This is a genomic window from Luteibacter sp., from assembly GCF_036500425.1.
In the GTDB taxonomy this organism is placed as follows: Bacteria; Pseudomonadota; Gammaproteobacteria; order Xanthomonadales; family Rhodanobacteraceae; genus Luteibacter.
In genome coordinates, this window is the sequence record NZ_DASYCB010000031.1 from 15910 (window position 1) to 33860 (window position 17951).

13 protein-coding genes are annotated in these 17951 nt (G+C 65.4%); 3 read left to right on the plus strand and 10 right to left on the minus strand.

Annotated features, from left to right (window positions below):
- Position 1: 1 nt before the first annotated feature.
- The 9 genes from VGN46_RS07745 to miaA all read right to left on the minus strand — a co-directional run bounded on the left by VGN46_RS07745 (position 2) and on the right by miaA (position 9590).
- On the minus strand, positions 2-637 hold the full coding sequence (locus tag VGN46_RS07745) for a CvpA family protein (RefSeq protein WP_331642379.1): 636 nt from the start codon (positions 635-637) through the stop codon (positions 2-4).
- Between the two features lie 42 nt (positions 638-679).
- Positions 680-1744, minus strand: a complete 1065-nt coding sequence (locus tag VGN46_RS07750; protein ID WP_331642381.1) for an SPOR domain-containing protein — start codon at positions 1742-1744, stop codon at positions 680-682.
- Positions 1745-1832: 88 nt separating this feature from the next.
- On the minus strand, positions 1833-3113 hold the full coding sequence (gene folC / locus VGN46_RS07755; protein ID WP_331642383.1) for a bifunctional tetrahydrofolate synthase/dihydrofolate synthase: 1281 nt from the start codon (positions 3111-3113) through the stop codon (positions 1833-1835).
- A gap of 228 nt (positions 3114-3341) precedes the next feature.
- Entirely contained in the window at positions 3342-4646 is a 1305-nt protein-coding gene (locus tag VGN46_RS07760) for an adenylosuccinate synthase (protein ID WP_331642385.1), read from the minus strand.
- A gap of 26 nt (positions 4647-4672) precedes the next feature.
- Entirely contained in the window at positions 4673-5542 is an 870-nt protein-coding gene (hflC, locus tag VGN46_RS07765; protein WP_331642387.1) for a protease modulator HflC, read from the minus strand.
- A complete protein-coding gene (locus VGN46_RS07770; RefSeq protein ID WP_331642389.1) occupies positions 5539-6705 on the minus strand; it encodes a protease modulator HflK in 1167 nt (388 codons plus the stop codon). The genes hflC and VGN46_RS07770 overlap by 4 nt, the downstream gene beginning before the upstream one ends.
- A gap of 152 nt (positions 6706-6857) precedes the next feature.
- A complete protein-coding gene (gene hflX / locus VGN46_RS07775) occupies positions 6858-8168 on the minus strand; it encodes a ribosome rescue GTPase HflX (protein WP_331642391.1) in 1311 nt (436 codons plus the stop codon).
- A 96-nt stretch (positions 8169-8264) separates the two neighbouring features.
- The gene (gene hfq, locus VGN46_RS07780; protein ID WP_331642393.1) at positions 8265-8522 is read right to left on the minus strand and encodes an RNA chaperone Hfq; all 258 of its coding nucleotides are present in this window, start codon (positions 8520-8522) and stop codon (positions 8265-8267) included.
- Positions 8523-8633: 111 nt separating this feature from the next.
- Positions 8634-9590, minus strand: coding sequence for a tRNA (adenosine(37)-N6)-dimethylallyltransferase MiaA (gene miaA / locus VGN46_RS07785; protein WP_331642395.1), 957 nt, complete (start codon positions 9588-9590; stop codon positions 8634-8636).
- 69 nt (positions 9591-9659) lie between these two features.
- Between miaA and VGN46_RS07790 the strand changes: the two genes are divergently transcribed.
- Positions 9660-10643: a hypothetical protein gene (locus VGN46_RS07790; protein ID WP_331642397.1), complete on the plus strand. Its 984-nt coding sequence runs from the start codon at positions 9660-9662 to the stop codon at positions 10641-10643.
- Positions 10644-10844: 201 nt separating this feature from the next.
- Here VGN46_RS07790 and VGN46_RS07795 read toward each other — a convergent pair whose 3' ends face one another.
- Positions 10845-12965 carry a S46 family peptidase gene (locus VGN46_RS07795; RefSeq protein ID WP_331642399.1) on the minus strand — a complete coding sequence of 707 codons (2121 nt, stop codon included), beginning with the start codon at positions 12963-12965 and terminating at the stop codon, positions 10845-10847.
- Positions 12966-13155: 190 nt separating this feature from the next.
- Between VGN46_RS07795 and tdh the strand changes: the two genes are divergently transcribed.
- Positions 13156-14190, plus strand: coding sequence for an L-threonine 3-dehydrogenase (tdh, locus tag VGN46_RS07800; RefSeq protein WP_331642401.1), 1035 nt, complete (start codon positions 13156-13158; stop codon positions 14188-14190).
- A 130-nt stretch (positions 14191-14320) separates the two neighbouring features.
- Entirely contained in the window at positions 14321-17902 is a 3582-nt protein-coding gene (locus VGN46_RS07805) for a DUF748 domain-containing protein (RefSeq protein ID WP_331642403.1), read from the plus strand.
- Positions 17903-17951 lie beyond the last annotated feature (49 nt).

A 17951-nucleotide genomic window follows, 5' to 3' on the forward strand; every position in this document is an offset into this window, starting at 1 on the left:
TCTACTGAGAGGCCGCCGTGGATGCGGCAGCGGGGTGAGCCTGGCTATTGTCGCGCGTTTGCCCGGGGATCGGCAGGTCGCGCAGCTTCATGAGATCGTCCTTGCTGGGGAGCTGGACGTTCGGCATTTTCATGTTCTTCAACGCTTCCGGCGGGTGCATGTAATCGCGCACATTCGCCGGGATCTGCTGGCCGATCCACGCGGCCGGCGCCTGGAACTGCCGGAGCATGGTGGATTCACGCCACCAGGGGTCATTCGGCAGGGGCGTGAAGCCGAGCGCGAAAACCACCAGGCTGACGATGAGCACGCCGCGAACCAGTCCGAAAAGCATGCCGAAAAGGCGGTCGGTACCTCCCAGGCCCGTGCTCGCCACCAGGCGCGAGATCAGGAACCGGATGAGGCCGCCGATCACCAGGACGGCCACGAAAGCTATGGTGTAGCCAATGCCTACCCGGGCCGTGGCGTTGGACACCGATCCTTCAAAGTAATGCGCCAGCTGAGGGCCAACCGCCCAGGCGACCCAGAACGCGGCCACCCAGATCACCAGCGACAACACCTCGGAGATGAGGCCGCGCGCCAGGCCGATCAAGACCGAGATGAACAGCACGGCCAGGATGGCGTAATCGGCCCAGTTCACTCCACTACTCCCCATGTGGCGATCGGCGCCCGGTGCCGCCCCTTACGGGGCCGACACCACGACGCCATCAAGGCCAACCTTGGCCTTGATCTGATCTTTGAGACGCACCGCATCATCGCGCTGGGTCTGCGGGCCTGCGCGGACGCGCCAGAGCTTGGCGCCGCTGCTCGAGGCGATGCTATCCACATAACCCGCGATACCGGCGCCACGCAGCTTGTCGCGCAGGCGCGTGGCCTCGGCCTCGCTGCTGACCGCGGCGACCTGCACGGCGAAACCACCCGCGCGCGGGGCGGCGGCCGGTACAGCGGCGGCCTGGGCCTGCGGGGTTGCGGGAACCGCAGCCGCCCTGGGCGGTGCCGGGACATCGGCCGTCTGCGCTTCGGGCTTCGACGAAAGCGTGGCCGGCGCGCCCGGCACGGCAGCCGTGATCTTCAGCCGCGCGGCCTCAGCGGCGGCACGGGTCTCAAACGGGCCCGCGCTGACCCGGGTCAACGATTTGCCGGCCTGGTTCATCGCGGCCGAGTTCACCGGGTAGCCCAGGGCACGCACCTTCTGCACGAGGGCATCGGCCTTGCTGCGATCGGCGTACGCGCTGAGGTTGATGGTGTAGCTGCCGCGCGCGGCGGTGCCGGCCGGCATCGCCGCCGCCGGGACATCCGCCGGAGCGGGCTTGGCGAACGCGGGGGTGGCGGCCGGCCTGGATGGCTTGGCGGCCGGGGTGGCGAAATCTTCGGGCAGCGCATCGGCCGGTTTGCGCGAGGCGATATCGACCGAGGCGAGGCGGCTTCCGCTGGCCGGGGGCACCGTGCCGGGGGCGGTCCGCGCGGTAGCGGGGGACGCGGCAGGTACGGCGGCCGGCGTTGCGACGGGGGCCTGCGGGGTCGCCGGCTGCGGTGCGGCCTGCGCTTGCGCGGCGACCGGCGTAGCGGCGCCATTCGGGGAAACATCCAGCGTGCGCGACTGCAGGTCGCGGTCGGGTGCCGGCGGGATCTCAAGGCTGACCGTCTGGTCGGCGTCGCTCTTGGGCGGCGTGCTGGAGAACAGCATCGGCACGATCAGGACGAGTAGAGCGATAAGGACGGCGGCACCCAGCAGGCGTGTTTTCAAGGAAAGCTCCATTCGGCCGGCGCAATGCGGATCGCAGCGATTATAACCGGCAATGGGGAGTGCCCGGAGCCCCTCCCCTCATTGGCGTTCACGCCCGCGTCGTGAGCGCGGCGCTTGCGACGAAAAACGACCCGAACAGCAGGACGGTGTCACCCACTCCCGCCGCTTCACGGGCAGCCTGCCAGGCCGATGCCACGTCCGGATACGCCTGGCGCATGGCCTCAGGCAGCACGCTATCGAAGACCTCACCAAGAGCCTCGGCGCGCAAGCCGCGCGGCGTATCGCGATCGAGGCCCGCGAGGAACCAGCGATCGACACGGTGCCCCAGCGCGGTGACGACGCCCGCGACGTCCTTGTCGCCCAGTGCGCCGTACACCGCAAGCACCTGGCCACTATGTGGCTGAGTATCCAGCCATTCGGCGAGTGCTCGCGCGGCCTGGGGGTTATGGCCGACATCGACGAGAGTCAGCGGGCGCTCACCCACGCGCTGCAGGCGGCCATCCACCCGCACCCGTGCCAGCGCCCCGGCCATCGCGGTGGCAGGCACGTGAAGGTGTTCACGCAAGGCGTGCAGCGCAGCGATCGCGGCCGATGCGTTGGCGAACTGAACGGGCGCGGCCAGCGCAGGGCGTGGCAGATCCAGCGACATGCCGTCGGAATGCAGCCAACGCCATGTCACACCGACCTCACCGGCAACGGGCACCTCCCACCCGTAGGACGAACCCGCCAGCTCGATCTGGGCACCCGTATCGCGCAGCGCGGCTAATAGTCCTTCGGGCGGCGCCAGCTCACCGACGACAGCGGGCCGCCCCGCACGCGCAATCCCCGCCTTTTCCCGACCGATGCTGTCACGGTCGTTACCCAGCCAGGCCTGGTGATCAAGATCGATGGTGGTGATGACGACGGCATCGGCATCGATGATGTTGACGGCGTCGAGGCGGCCACCGAGGCCCACTTCGAGGATCGCGACATCGACGCCGGCGCGCGCCATCAGATCGATCGCGGCAAGCGTGCCGAATTCAAAATACGTTTGGGCGATCGTGCCCCGCGCCGCCTCGATGCGCTCGAACGACGCCACCAGATCCTCATCGGCAGCATTGACGCCATCGATACGGATGCGCTCGTTGTAGTGGACCAGGTGCGGCGAGGTATAGCAGCCGGTGCGGTAACCGGCGGCGCGCAGCATGCCTTCCAGCAAGGCGACGGTGGAACCTTTGCCGTTCGTCCCACCGACCGTGATCACGAGGGGCGCGGGACGCGGCGAGCCCATCGCCTGCCAGACCATGCGCACCCGATCCAGCCCAAGCTCGATCTCGTGCACGTTGGTGGTTTCCTGGTAAGCCAGCCATTCATCCAGCGTACGGGTCATACGCGTATCTCCGCGCGTTCAGTTCGCGCCTTCAGTCGCTGAAAGAATAATGGGGGCGCCCGTTGCACGCTATGTGGAGCATCGCGCGCAAGCGCGCTCCTACAGGGCCCGTACCCTGCTTTTGTAGGAGCGCGCTTGCGCGCGATAAGCCCACGAAGCGGTGACGCGGGAACCCACAAAAAAGGCCAGCTGTGAGGCTGGCCTTTTCTTCGATTTACCGCAGACGGCTTAGCAGTCCGCGCCGCCGAATGGGTCGTCGAGGACGATCGTATCGTCGCGGTCGGCGCCGGTGGCGACCAGGGCCAGCTTGCAGCCGGAGAGTTCTTCCACCGAACGCAGGTACGCGCGGGCGGCCGGCGGGAGCTTGTTCCAGTCACGGATGCCCGCGGTGGATTCTTCCCAACCAGGGAACTCGAGGTAGACGGGCTTGCACTCCGCCCAGCCATCCGCATCCAGCGGAGCCAGCTCGCGGCGCTTGCCACGGTATTCGTACGCGATGCAGACCTTGATCGTTTCCAGGCCATCGAGCACGTCGAGCTTGGTGATGGCCAGGCCATCGATGCCGTTGATCTGCACGGCGCGCTTCAGCGCGACAAGGTCGATCCAGCCGCAACGGCGCGGACGGCCGGTGCTGGCGCCGAACTCGTTGCCCTTCTTGCGCAGCAGCTCGCCCATCTCGTCGTTCAGCTCGGTCGGGAACGGACCGCCACCGACACGCGTAGCGTAGGCCTTGCAGATGCCGAGCACGTAGTCGATATCACGTGCGCCCACGCCGGTACCGGCCAGCGCGCCACCGACCGTCGTGTTCGACGACGTGACGTACGGGTAGGTGCCGTGGTCGATATCGAGCAGCGCGCCCTGCGCACCTTCGAACAGGATGTTGCCGCCTTCGCGACGCACGTCGTGAAGGATCGTGGCGACGTCGTCGACCATCGGACGGAGGTATTCACCCCAGGTCAGGGCTTCGTCCAGCACGGTCTGGTAATCGACCGGCTCGGCCTTCAGCCACTGGGTGAGCACGAAGTTGTGGTAATCGACGGCGGCCCGCACCTTCTCAGGCAGCTCGTGCGGGTACATGAGGTCGGCCACGCGGATCGAGCGGCGTGCCACCTTGTCTTCGTATGCCGGGCCAATGCCGCGGCCGGTCGTGCCGATGGCCTTGGCGCCGGACGCCACTTCGCGCGCCTTATCGACGGCGATGTGGTACGGCATGATCAGCGGGGTGGCCGGCGAGATCTTCAGGCGGGCGCGCACATCAACGTTCTGCGCTTCCAGCTCGGCGATTTCACTCATCAGCGCGGCGGGCGAAAGCACCACGCCGTTGCCGATCAGGCAGAGGGCATCGTCACGCAGGATGCCCGAAGGGATCAGGTGCAGGACCGTTTTCTTGCCCTTGATCACCAGCGTATGGCCGGCATTGTGGCCGCCCTGGAAACGAGCGACGGCACCGACGCGCTCGGTGAGCAGATCGACGATCTTGCCCTTGCCTTCGTCGCCCCATTGCGCGCCGAGAATGACTACTGACTTACCCATGATGATGGCTCTCTTAGTGGAAGCGTTTAGCGCTGGCGGCCGGGGCCGTCGTTGAGATAGCGCAGGAATTCGGAATCGGGCTTGATCAGGATCGTGGATTTACCGTCCGCGAAGGCCTTCTTGTAGGCCTGGAGGCTGCCGTAAAACGCGAAGAACTCGGGATCCTGCCCGTAGGCGGAGGCGTAGATCGCCGCCGCCTTGGCATCGCCATCGCCGCGCACCGAGGTGGCGTCGCGATTGGCGTCGGCCAGGATGACCGCGCGCTGGCGATCGGCATCGGCCTGGATCTTCTGGGCGTTTTCCTTACCCGTGGAACGCAGTTCGTTGGCCAGGCGCGTGCGCTCGGTGCGCATGCGCTTGTACACCGAATCGCTGACCTCGGCCGGCAGGTCGATGCGCTTGATGCGCACATCCACCACGCTCACGCCAAGGTTCTTGCGCGCGATCTCGTCGGTGCGCTCGCGCACGTGCCCGGTGATGTCCTTGCGGCCACCGCCGATCAGGTCCTCAAGCAAGCGTGAGTTGAACTCATCGCGCAGCGCATCCTTGACCACCGGGGTGAGCCGGCCGATAGCAGCCGTGGGGTCGCCCGCGGTGGCGCGGTAATACGTAGCGGGATCGGCAATGCGCCATTTCACGTAGAAGTCGACGGAGACCGATTTCTTCTCGCGGGTGAAGTAACGCTCGGGCTGCGCATCCAGGCCAAGGATGCGGTTATCAAAGGTGACGACCTGCTGGGCGAGCGGGATCTTGAAGTGCAGGCCCGGCTGGTAATCCGAGCGCACGATGCGGCCGAATTGCAGCAGGAGGGCGTTCTGCCCTTCCTTCACGACGAATACGCTGTTGAACCCCAACAGGACCAGGGCGACGACGACGAGGCCGGAAATGATCTTCACTGGGCGCTCCCCGGCTGGACTGGCGTGGCATCGGTGGTGGCGGACTGCACGATGGCGCCCACGCCCGGCACATTGCGAACGCTGGCGTTGCCGGACGCCTCGACCGGCAGTTGGATGATGTTCTTACCGTTGCTGCCGTCCACGACCTTCTGGTTGCGGCTCATCACGTCCTGGATCGTTTCCAGCCACAGACGGCGGCGGGTCACGTCCGGCGCGGCGCGGTATTCCTTGAGCAGAAGGTTAAAGCGATCGGCATCGCCGGTGGCGGCGGCGACGCGCTCGGCGCGCTCGGCCTCGGCGGTGGCAGCGATGCGTGCGGCTTCGCCGCGCGCATCGGGGATCAGCTTGCTCTGATAGGCGAGCGCCTCGTTCTCCGAGCGCTGGCGGTCTTCACGCGCCGCGTTCACGTCATCGAACGCGTCTTTCACCTGCGCGGGCGGCGACACGCTCTGGAAGCTGACGCTGGTGATGGCGATACCCGAGTCGTACATGTCCAGCGTCGACTGGAGGATGGCCCGGGTCTGCTGCTGCAGGGTTTCCTTGGCCTCGGGCGTCGCATCCACGGGCGTCGCCGGGACCGGCGCGGCCGCGACTGACCCTGCGGTGGCGGGCACGACGGCCTGCGCATCGGCGCCGGTCGTCAGGATGCTATCCATGGCATTGGCGCCTACGACCGAGCGAACGGCGGCCTCGGCCGCGTTCTTCAGCATGCTCTCGGCCGGATCTGCGTTCGAGAACAGGAACTTGCGCGCATCCGAGACCTGGTACTGCACGTTGAAATCGATGGCGATGATGTTCTCGTCGCGGGTCAGCATCGACACCGTGTCGGAGACGGTACGCACCTGGGTGGTTTCTACCTTGGTGACCGTTTCGATCGGATTCGGGGCCTTCAGGTGCATGCCCGGGGGCAGCACGCGTGAGAACTGGCCGAAGCGCAGCACCACGCCCACCTGGCGTGCATCGATGACGGTGAAGCTCGATACGAGCAGCCAGGCCACGACGAACACCAGCAGGATCGCAAGTACGCCGCCGCTGCCCGAGCCAAAACGGCCAAAGCGCGAGGTGAACTGCTTCAGCAAACCGTTGAGGTCGAACTTGCGCTGACCCTGCCGGTTGCGGTTCCAGGGGTCCTTCTGGCCGTTGCCGGGTTCGTTCCAGGGCATGGGCGTCAGTCTCCTTCGGGGACTGGAGGGTGGGCGGCTGGAAAGCCTTCAGGGCGGGCCCGTCCGACCGGGGAAAGGCGGCAGGCGTGGAACGCCCGTCGCCGCGCCGTTCGGGCACGCAAACACGACAAATTCTAGCAGACCCGTCCCGGTCAATGCTCGGCGTGAGGCGGATCGATCAGCTCGCGCAGGGACGATGCGTGGACGTCATCACCGATCAGTGGGGCCAGAACCGAGCGCGGGGCATCGATATCCAGCTGCCAGCCGTTCTCGTCGATCGCCTCGCCAGCGATGGCGCCAGCCGCCTTGAGCCGGGCGTGGAGGCGCCCCGCAGTAAGCGGGAGGTGGATGTCAGCACGAATCCGGTCACCGCCGAGGAGTTCGCCCAGGGCCTCTCGAAGCCCATCGACACCGGCTCCTGAATGGGCCGACAGCCAGACGGTGCGCGGCTTGCCATCATCGCCCCGATCGATGCGAGGCACGGCGTCCTCTATGAGATCAATCTTATTCATGACCGAAAGCTGGGGCACATCGCCCGCGCCGATCTCCTCGAGAACCGCGTTGACGACCCGGCGCAGCAACTCGCGCTCCTCATCAGCCGCGTCGCTCACGTGAATCAGCAGGTCGGCATCCCTGGCCTCGGCCAGGGTGGCGCGAAAGGCCGCCACCAGGTCATGTGGCAGCTCGCGGATGAAACCGACCGTATCGGCCACCACGGCGGGGCCGCACGAAAGGCTGTCGATCTTGCGTACGGTGGGGTCCAGCGTGGCGAACAGCTGGTCGGCCGCGTAGACGCCACCGGTGGTCAGGGCATTGAACAGCGTGGACTTGCCCGCGTTGGTGTAGCCGACCAGGGCGACGCGCGGTACGGTGTTGCGCAAGCGCGCCCGGCGCTGCTGGCTACGCTGCACCTGGACCTTTTCCAGCCGCTTGGTGAGCATCTTCACGCGCTCGGCAAGCAGGCGGCGATCGGTTTCCAGTTGGGTTTCACCCGGGCCTCGGTTGCCGATGGCGCCACCACGCTGGGCGTCAAGATGGGTCCAGCCCCGGACCAGGCGCGTGGCCAGGTGCTTGAGCTGGGCCAGTTCCACTTCCAGCTTGCCCTCATGGGAACGGGCGCGCTGGGCGAAGATGTCCAGGATCAGGCCCGCGCGATCGACGACGCGAGTCTTCAGGTGCTTTTCGAGGTTGCGCTCCTGCACCGGGGTCAGGACGTGATCGACCAGGACCACATCCGCCTCAAGGGCGCGAACGGCCTCGGCCACTTCGTCAGCCTTGCCGGTACCAATGTAATAACGCGGGTTCGGCTCGCTTACGCGGGCCGAAATACTGGCCAGGATCTCGGCCCCGGCCGAGGAGACCAACTCGGCGAATTCCTCGCCACGGCGCGTTGCATCGCCCTCGCCCCGCGAATGGGGGAGCACCAGGACGGCGCGATCGCCTTTCTTTTGCCTATCGAACACTTAGGGGAATGACCTCATGGATGAAAGAAGAGACGAGCAGGCCGGAATGGCCTGCTCGATCTCGTCCCTACCGATATGGGTTCCGTCGCGGCCCCCTCAACCCTCGACGTCGCCGCCGCCTTCAACATGGCTCTCGTGGCCGCCCACGCGAACATTACGGCTCGGCACCACGGTGGAGATGGCGTGCTTGTACACCATCTGGCTCACCTGGTTACGCAGCAGCACCACGAATTGGTCGAACGACTCGATCGTGCCCTGCAGCTTGATGCCGTTGACCAGGTAGATGGCCACCGGCACGCGCTCACGGCGAAGCGCATTCAGAAACGGATCTTGCAATGACTGCCCTTTGGACATTTTTTCTTCTCCCCTACGCCTCTCGTACGGGTCCGGGTAAAAAACGCCAAAACGGCGCCCCGGCCCAAGTGCTTTGAATCTTAACTGCTTTTAAACGCTGGCTGGAAGGACTCAGCGTGACGATGTAGGCATTAACAAGAACTGCGCCACCGCCTTACGCACTTCCGGCAACGGATCCCCCCGGTCCGGGTCGAAAGCCCGCGCGTCAAGCTCGCTTCGCAACCAGGTCACCTGGCGCTTCGCGAGTTGCCGCGTTGCATAGATACCACGGTCACGGAAGTTCTGGGCATCTCCTTGTCCATCAAGGAATTCCCAGGCCTGGCGGTAGCCCACCGCGCGGATCGCCGGCAGGTCGGCATGCAGGTCGCCGCGCGCCTTGAGTCCGCGCACCTCGTCCAGGAAACCGTCTGCGAGCATGGTGTCGAAGCGCAGGGCGATGCGCTCGTGGAGCGCCGCGCGGTTTTCCGGAAGCAGCGCCAGTTTGAGCACGCGCCAGGGAAACGGTTTCCGCGGGGCGTTCTGAAGCTCGGTAATGGGGCGCCCGGTGAGCTCGAAGACTTCGAGGGCGCGCTGAATCCGCTGTGCATCGCCCGGCCGGATCCGCACACCGGCAGCAGGGTCGGCCGCGGCCATCCGGGCGTGCATCGCCGCCCAGCCGATCTCGTCGGCTTCGGCGCCCAGACGCTCACGCACTACCGGGTCCGCTTCGGGTAGATCCGAAAGACCACGCTGGAGTGCACGAAAGTAGAGACCGGTACCGCCAACCAGCAGTGGCACCTTGCCCTGCCCCGCCACCCGCGCCATGGCCGCCGCAGCGTCCTCCGCAAAATCGGCCGCCGAATAGGGCTGGGCCGGGTCGCGGATGTCGATCAACGCGTGGGGATACCGCGCCAGCGTGCTCGCATCCGGCTTGGCCGAGCCGATGTCCAGGCCGCGGTACACCAACGCCGAGTCCACGCTGATGAGTCCGACGGGAAACGCGTCGGACAGTGCGCAGGCGAGCGCCGTCTTCCCTGAGGCCGTAGGGCCCATGAGAAAGATGGCAAGGGGACGGGCGTCATGGATCATCGGTCATGCTGGTCGGAGCAACGGCAAGCTGAGAGTATCCATGCTCCTGCACGGAAGAGGAACGAATGGATGAAAGCGCCCCTGCTCGCCGCCGCGATCGGCATGATGGCATCGACCGCCAGCTTTGCTTCGACTGTCATGCCTACCTCGTACGAGGCGGGACACTTCTTCACCACGCCGACGACCCAGTCCGGTAAGACACTTCGATTCAATACGGACACAGGTGGCGGAGGTGCATTCTTGCAGCTACGCGCCTCTGTCGCGGCACTCATGAACCTCACGCCGGCCAGATGTTTCGACATGGACGGATTTGCGGTCCCGCCGGCCTTTGCCCAGGGCAAGGGCATACCTCACCTCGATGGGCTCACCTGCAATAACGTCGCGCTCGTCCCGGACGGCGTCGGCGATGGCATGGACGATGGCGTCATCAGCGCATGGTATCTGTCGCGGGGAACCTGGACGTTTGATTACCCGGCACATCGACTCACGCTGGAAGATTCGGATGCCAAGCACGACAAGGGTGCACACGCCGTTCCCCTGGGCTTTCCAACCGAGTCAAGTGGCCAGCTCGAAGCGCCGTACCCCCGCGTGACCATCAGCGTTGAAGGCGAACCCATCGATCTTCTACTCGATACAGGTGCAACAGCGCACCCCTCGACCATCGGCAAGAAGCTCATGGGAACGGTCGTCGCAGCAAACGGCTACGCGGCGGCTAGCTACGTCACGACATCGGTCATGAATCGGTGGCACGCCGCCCACCCCGACTGGCCGCTGGTTAACGATGCCGATGACCTCTTCGGGCCGGGTCGGGCTACGCGGACGATCCGCGTGCCATCTATCCTCATCCAGGGGTGGACGGTCGGCCCCGTCTGGTTTACCGAGCGCCCTGACCAGGCGTTCGGTTTGAAGGGGATGTCGGGGTACATGGACAAGGAAGTGCACGGCGCCCTGGGTGGGAACGTCCTTTCATCGTTTCGCATGACCATCGACTACGCCCATCGCACGGCGTGGCTCTTGTGCGTGGAGCGGTGCGCGCCTGCAAAGCACACGTGAACAGCGTGAGAAACAAAAAGAAGGCCGCCTCAGGCGGCCTTCTTTTTGAGTGACTTCGCAAGGACGTATCGCGCGCCGGCGCAATCCCACGTGTGCAAAGGGGCGGCGTGGAAGTTGTGTTGCCTACATGTCGGCGGGCGTTTCGCCTACATCTTGCCGCACTAGGTCCGTGTCAGGAGATGAAACGCGCTGCGCCCTTTTTCAGCGTGCGGGCACACCCAGTTCCTTAAGCAACGCAGGCGACGGATACACCTTGTCCATCAGCCAGCGCATGTAGCGCATGTCGACGTGGATGGCGCGCTTGTAGCGCGGGTCGTACATCCAGCTCGCGCTCACCGCCTCCCAGTTGCTGTCGAAGTTCAGGCCAACGAGTTCGCCCTTCGCGTTCAACACCGGCGAGCCGGAGTTGCCGCCCGTGGTGTCGAGGTTGGAAAGGAAATCGACCGGCATCGCGCCCGTCTTCGGATCGGCGTAGCCGGTGAAATCGCCCTTCTTGATCGCATCGAGCAACGGCTTCGGTGCATCGAACGGCACCTTGCCGGTGTTCTTCTCAACGATGCCTTGCACCGTGGTAAGCGGTGCATAGGTCACCGCATCGCGGGCGACCAGTGGCGTGACCTTGCCGTAACTCACGCGCAGCGTGGAGTTCGCATCGGGGTATACGGCCTTGCCCTGCTTCTCGCGGAAGCCAATCAACGCCTGCATATACGCGGGACGAAGGCGAAGCAGGTCGCCATCGCGGCCCTTCTTCTCATCTTCCATGCGGAGCAACGCGGGGCGCAGGGTACGCGCTGCCACCATCAGGGCATCCGTGCTCTTCTCCACATCGGCGGGCGCAGCGGCGAACAGGCGATTGCGCTCTGCTTCGTCACCGAACTTCGTGCCGCCGTAGATCGCATCCAGCGACTTCGCCAGCGCCGCGGGCGTCGTGCCAAATACCTTGTCTACCTCGGCCACGTGCTGAGCCGCCGGCAGCTTCTGGTAGCGTGTCAACAGCGAGGTGATGAGGGCTTTCTCCACCTTGGGGTCGTAGCGCCGCTGGATCTGCTTCAGCTGGCTCTGGATCAGCTCTTCGTCACGCTTCTGGTAGCCGGTTTCGCGCTCGGCATCAGCCTTCGGCCGTTCCACGGCAAGACGATCCACGTTCAGGGCTCCGCGCATTAGCTGGGTCTGCGACGACAGCAGCCCGATCAGCAGGTCGCGCTCACGCACGTCCTTGCCCTGTGCGATCAACGCCATCGCCTGGTCGATCTGCGGCTTGAGGGTTTTCGCCTCAGGCTGCGTCGCGAGCCATGCGAGCATCGCGGCCTCATCGTCACGGCGCACGCTGACCGCATCGCTGCGTTCCAGGCCTTCGAGCTCACCACTGAAACGCTTGATGCCGTTCTTCAGCGACTGCAGTTGCGAGGCGTAGCGGATCGCTGCGTCCTTGTCCGAAGCGCCCTGCGCTTCAATCACATCCTGCAATGCCTTGAGCACGGCCACGGAGGTGGGCAGGCGCCATTCCACCTGGTCGGCGAACTCCGCCGCGGTCCGATGGCGATAGGTCGTGCCTGGGTAGCCTGCAAGCATGACGAAGTCGCCCTCGGCCACGCCATCGGTGGCGATCTGCAGGTGCGATGGTGGGTGGTACGGCTTGTTATCCGGCGAGTAATCAGCCGGCTTGCCATCCGGGCCGACGTAAGCGCGCAGCACGGTGAAGTCACCGGCGTGGCGCGGCCACATGAAGTTGTCCGTTTCGTCGCCGTAGTTACCGATGGCGCGCGGCGGCGCGTAGACCAGGCGGATATCCCGCAGCTCGAGCTGCTTCACCAGGTAGAAATCGCGGCCATAGAACATGGTGGCCACGCTGCACTTGATGCCCGCCTCCTTCTCGCACTCGGCAACGAGCGCCTTGCTGGCGACGTCAATGGCGTCGTAGTACGCCCTGCCCGTCTTGCCCTTCGCGCCAACGAGGATCCGGTCGGTGACCTTGTCGAAGCCCACGGTGACCCGGGCACGGTAATCCGGGTTGGCCGGCAGCTCGCCGGCCTGGTCCGGGGCAACGTATCCGTTGCTGATCAAGTCGCGATCGGGCTTGGAGTTGTACTGGATAACGCCAAAGGCCACGTGGTGGTTGGTGACCAGCAGGCCATCGGCCGAGACAAAAGAGCCCGTGCCGCCGCCGACGCGGACGACCGCGTTGAGCGGCGCCTTGGTCAGGTCGGCCAGGTCAGCCGCCTCCCCACGGAAGCCCGCCGCCTTGAGGTTTTTCGCAATCGAAGGCAGTTGGGAGGGCATCCACATGCCCTCGTCGGCCTTCGCTTCCAGCGCCAAAGCCATGGCGGCTCCCAGCATCACGGTCCGGATTCGCATCGTCTCACTTGCCCCTGTGGGTTCCAAAGCTGGCCCACCCTAGAGGCCCGTGACCACGGCTGGCAATGGCGCGGCGCACAAGCCAACCTACCTGCCGCGGCCTATAATGGTGGTTTGGCCCACCCCGCGGCCTGTCCCCACGGAAACCTGAAAGCCCATGCAGCAGACGATGAAGGCGCTGGTCAAGCGCAAGCCCGAACAGGGCATCTGGATGGAAGAAGTGCCGGTCCCGACCCCGGGCCCGAACGAGGTCCTGATCAAGATCGAGAAGACCGCGATCTGCGGGACCGACCTGCACATCTACAAGTGGGACGAGTGGTCCCAGCGCACGATCCAGCCGGGCCTGACGATCGGCCACGAATTCGTGGGTCGCATCGCCGAGATCGGCCCCGGCGTCACCGGCTACAAGGTCGGCGATCGCGTCTCGGCCGAGGGGCACATCGTCTGCGGCCACTGCCGCAACTGCCGCGCCGGCCGCCAGCACCTGTGCCCGAACACCGTGGGCATCGGCGTGAACCGTAACGGCGCCTTCGCCGAATACATGACCATGCCGGCCTCGAACCTGTGGCCGATTCCGGACCAGATCCCGTCCGAGCTGGCCGCTTTCTTCGACCCGTACGGCAACGCCGCGCACTGCGCGCTGGAATTTGACCTGATCGGCGAAGACGTGCTGATCACCGGTGCCGGCCCGATCGGCATCATCGCCGCCGGTATCGCCAAGCACGTGGGCGCCCGCAACGTGGTGGTCACCGACGTCAACGATTACCGCCTTAAGCTGGCCGCCGACATGGGTGCCACCCGCGTGGTTAACGTGGCTAATCAGTCGCTCAAGGACGTCGTGAAGGACCTGCACATCGAAGGCTTCGACGTGGGTCTGGAGATGAGCGGCAACCCGCGTGCCTTCAACGACATGCTCGAGTGCATGTACCACGGCGGCAAGGTCGCCATGCTCGGCATCATGCCGCGCGGCGCCGGCATCGACTGGGACAAGGTGATCTTCAAAGGCCTGACCCTGCAGGGCATCTACGGCCGGAAGATGTACGAGACCTGGTACAAGATGACCCAGATGGTGCTCACCGGCTTCCCGCTGCAGAAGGTGCTCACGCACCAGATCGCGATCGACGATTTCCAGAAGGGTTTCGACCTGATGGACGCCGGCGTCTGCGGCAAGGTCGTCTGCAGCTGGACTTAAGCCCATGTAGGAGCGCGCTTGCGCGCGATCGGGTCTGCCGCGAGCACCCATCGCGCGCAAGCGCACTCCTACACGACGGCTTCACGAGTACACTCCGCCCGGGGGGTAACGCGTAGAAGGGGCGGTCGGTATGGACACTCGTAGAAGCTGGCGGGACTTGCCATGGGATAGGGCACGGGATCGCGCTCTGGCGACTTACCGGTCGCGACGCACCCGGCGCATTGCGCTGGGCCTGGCCATCGCCCTCGTACTCTTCGCACTGCTCGGCTTCCTTGCCGCGCCATCACTGATCCGCTCGCAGATCGCCAGCCGCGCCAGCGCCGCCCTGGGCCGTCAGGTCACGGTGGGTGACGTGAGCCTCAACCCATTCACCCTGCGGCTGACCCTCGAGCGGCTGCATATCGCCGAAGCGGACGGCAAGTCCGCCTTCCTCGACGTCGGCCGGGTGACCGCCAACGCCTCCTGGGCTTCGCTGTTCCGCGCGGCGCCCATCCTCGACGAACTCCGCGTCGATAGCCCTCGCGTGCACCTGCAGCGCACGGCCCCGCAGCGGTTCAACTTCACCGACATCATCGAACGCTTCACGAGCCAACCGGCCACGCCAGATAGCAGCCCGGCGCGTTTCGCCTTGTCCAATATCGCCATCCACGACGGCCAGGTCGATTTCGACGACCGCGTCCTCGATGCAGCGCATCGCGTCGACCATCTTGAACTCGGCATCCCGTTTATCGCCAACCTGCCGAGCGATACCGATATCTTCGTCCAGCCGTTGCTGGCCATGCATGTCGACGGTAGCCCGCTCAAGGTACAGGGCCAGACCAAGCCCTTCGCCAGCAGCCGCGAATCGACCGTCACCCTGCATTTCGACCAGCTCGACCTGCCCCGCTACGTCGGCTTCGTTCCGGCGCCGCTGCCGGTCGCCGTGCCGGGCGGCAAGCTGTCCGGCGGCATGACCGTGAGCTTCATCATGGATGAGAAGCAGCCATCCATCCGGGTCAAGGGTCGACTGGCACTCGACGATCTGAAGATCACCGGCAAGGACGGCGGCGCCCTGCTCGCCATCGGCCGTGCGGATGCCGACCTGGGCGTGCTCGACCCGATGTCATCACGCTACCGCCTTGGCGCGATCACGCTCAAGGATGGAGCCCTGCGCTATGCCCGCCTGCCTGGCGGCAAGAGCAACTTCGACCCGTTGATGGGCAGCGATACGCCGCCGGATCCGAAGGCACCGCCGATGGATGTGCGGATCGACCTGCTGACTCTGGTTAACATGAAGGTCGACTACGCTGACCTTGCCGCGCCCGCACCGGCGCACCTGACGCTCGAACATCTAGCGGGCACCCTGGGCGGCCTTAGCACGGTGAAGGCCCCGGCTGCCGCACTCGATGTCTCCGCCGGTCTTGCGGGTGGCTCCGTCGCGACAAAGGGTGCGTTCGAACTCGCTGCCAGTCGCTATGCAGGCACGCTCGACATCCGCGATGTGTCGCTTGCCCCGCTGATGCCGCTGACACCGCCGGTGCTCGCCGCCGATATCACCGGCGGCCGCTTCACCGCGGATGGCACCCTGAAAGCCGACTGGCACGAGGCTGCCACGGTCCGTCTTGAGAAAGCCAAAGCACGCCTCGATGACTTCAACCTCGTGCCGCACGGGGGCCGCGCCTCGCCGGTCGTATGGAAATCGCTGAGCGCGACGATCACCTCGGTCGACATGGCCACCAGCGAAGCCCGTGTCGACGCGCTCCTGCTCGATGGGTTATCGCTTGACCTCAAGCGTCTCGCCAACGGCAACCTCGATGTCACGAGCATGCTCCCGGCCAACGCGAGCGCCGCACACCCTGCGGGCAAGGGCTGGACATGGAGCGTCAGCCATCTCGGCGTGAGCGACAGCAAAGTCACCCTGCGCGACGCCAAAGCACCGGGCAAGCGCAACAGCATCAACCTGAGCGCGAGCGCCTTCAGCATCGATGGCCTTTCCGACGACCTGCGCAAGCCGATCAGCCTGGATCTGAAGGGCGGCCTGGGCGCGGGTACGTTCGCCATCACTGGCAAGGTCAAGCCGGTACCGCTCGAAGCCGACCTGAAAATGCAGGCGACGCGCCTCGACGTCGCGCCGCTGCAAACCCTGGTGACCGTGCCGTTGAACGTCACCGTCGCCAGCGGTCTGCTCAGTGTCGATGGCGAGGTTCGCTATACGGACCGCGGAAAGGACACACCGCGTATCGCCTATCGGGGAAAAGCGACCCTGGGCCGCGTACGCGTACAGGACAAGCTGACCAACGACGATTTCCTTCGCTGGAACTCGCTAAGCGCGACGAACATGGCGGTCGCCATGGGTGAAGGCGTGCCTAAAGTCGCGATCGGCGGCCTCGCGCTCGACGACTTTTACGCACGCGTGATCATCAACGCGACCGGGCGCCTGAACCTGCAGGATGTCGTTGCCAACCCCGAAGCGCCGGGAGCGGTTTCCGTCACCCAGGCCCAGGCCAACCCCGCACCGAAAACGGCGAACGAGCCGGTCGCCGTGCCCGCCGCAGAAGGCCCCGAGGCCGACATACGTATCGGCCAGATCACGCTGACCAAGGGCCGGCTCAACTACACCGATAACTTCATCAAGCCGAACTACACCGCCGACGTGATGGACCTCACCGGCAAGATCGGCGCGTTTGGCACAGCGGGTGGCGCAGCGCCAGCGCCGCTCACCCTGCAGGGCCAGCTCGATGGCAATGCGCCGGTCAATATCGATGGCACGATCAACCCGCTTGCGCCGGTGGCGTTTCTCGATATCACTGCCAAGGCCGAGGGCATCCAGCTCACCAACCTATCGCCTTACTCTGGCAAGTACGCCGGCTATCCGATCACACGCGGCCGTCTGAATGTCGATGTCCATTACACGCTCGACCAGCGCAAGCTGAACGCGGATAACCACATCTTCATCGACCAGCTCACGTTCGGCGACCGCATCGAAGGTCCCGGGATCAGCCACCTGCCGGTGAAACTCGCCGTGGCGCTGCTGCGCGACAGCGAGGGGCGCATCGACGTCCACGTACCCGTGAGCGGTTCACTCGACGAGCCCCACTTCAGCGTGGGCGGCCTGATCTGGCGCGCGATCGGCAACCTGATCGTGAAGGCGGTGACCTCGCCGTTCCGCCTGCTGGCTTCGGCGGGCGGTGGCCGCGAAGACCTTGGCTACGTCGAATTCGCGCCGGGCTCCGCGGTGCTGGATCCCGCTGCGGATGCCAAGCTGGGCGAACTGGTCAAGGTGCTTACGAACAAGCCATCGATCAGTCTGGACATCATCGGGCGGATCGATACGAGCAAGGACGAAGCCGGGCTGCGCAAGGTCATGGTCGACGACCTGGTCCACCAGGAGCAGGTGAACGACAAGGGTGACGACACGACGGCACCGACCCAGGAGCAGCAGGACAAGTACCTTGAGCGCGCGTACAAGCACGCCTCCTTCCCCAAGCCGAAGAACATGATCGGCCTGACCAAGTCGCAGCCGCCGGAAGAAATGCGCACGCTGATGGAGACCAACATGCCGGTCGATGCCGACGCGCTGCGCCACCTGGCTGAGCGCCGGGCGAATGCAGTACGCCTGTGGCTACAGGGCAAGGTCGATGACAAGCGCGTGTTCGTCCTCGCGCCAAAGGTCGACCCCAAGGGCATCGACGATGGCGGCAAAACCACCCGCGTCGACTTCGGCCTGCACTGACACCCCCCTGTAGGAGCGCGCTTGCGCGCGATGGGCGCTTGCCTCAAGC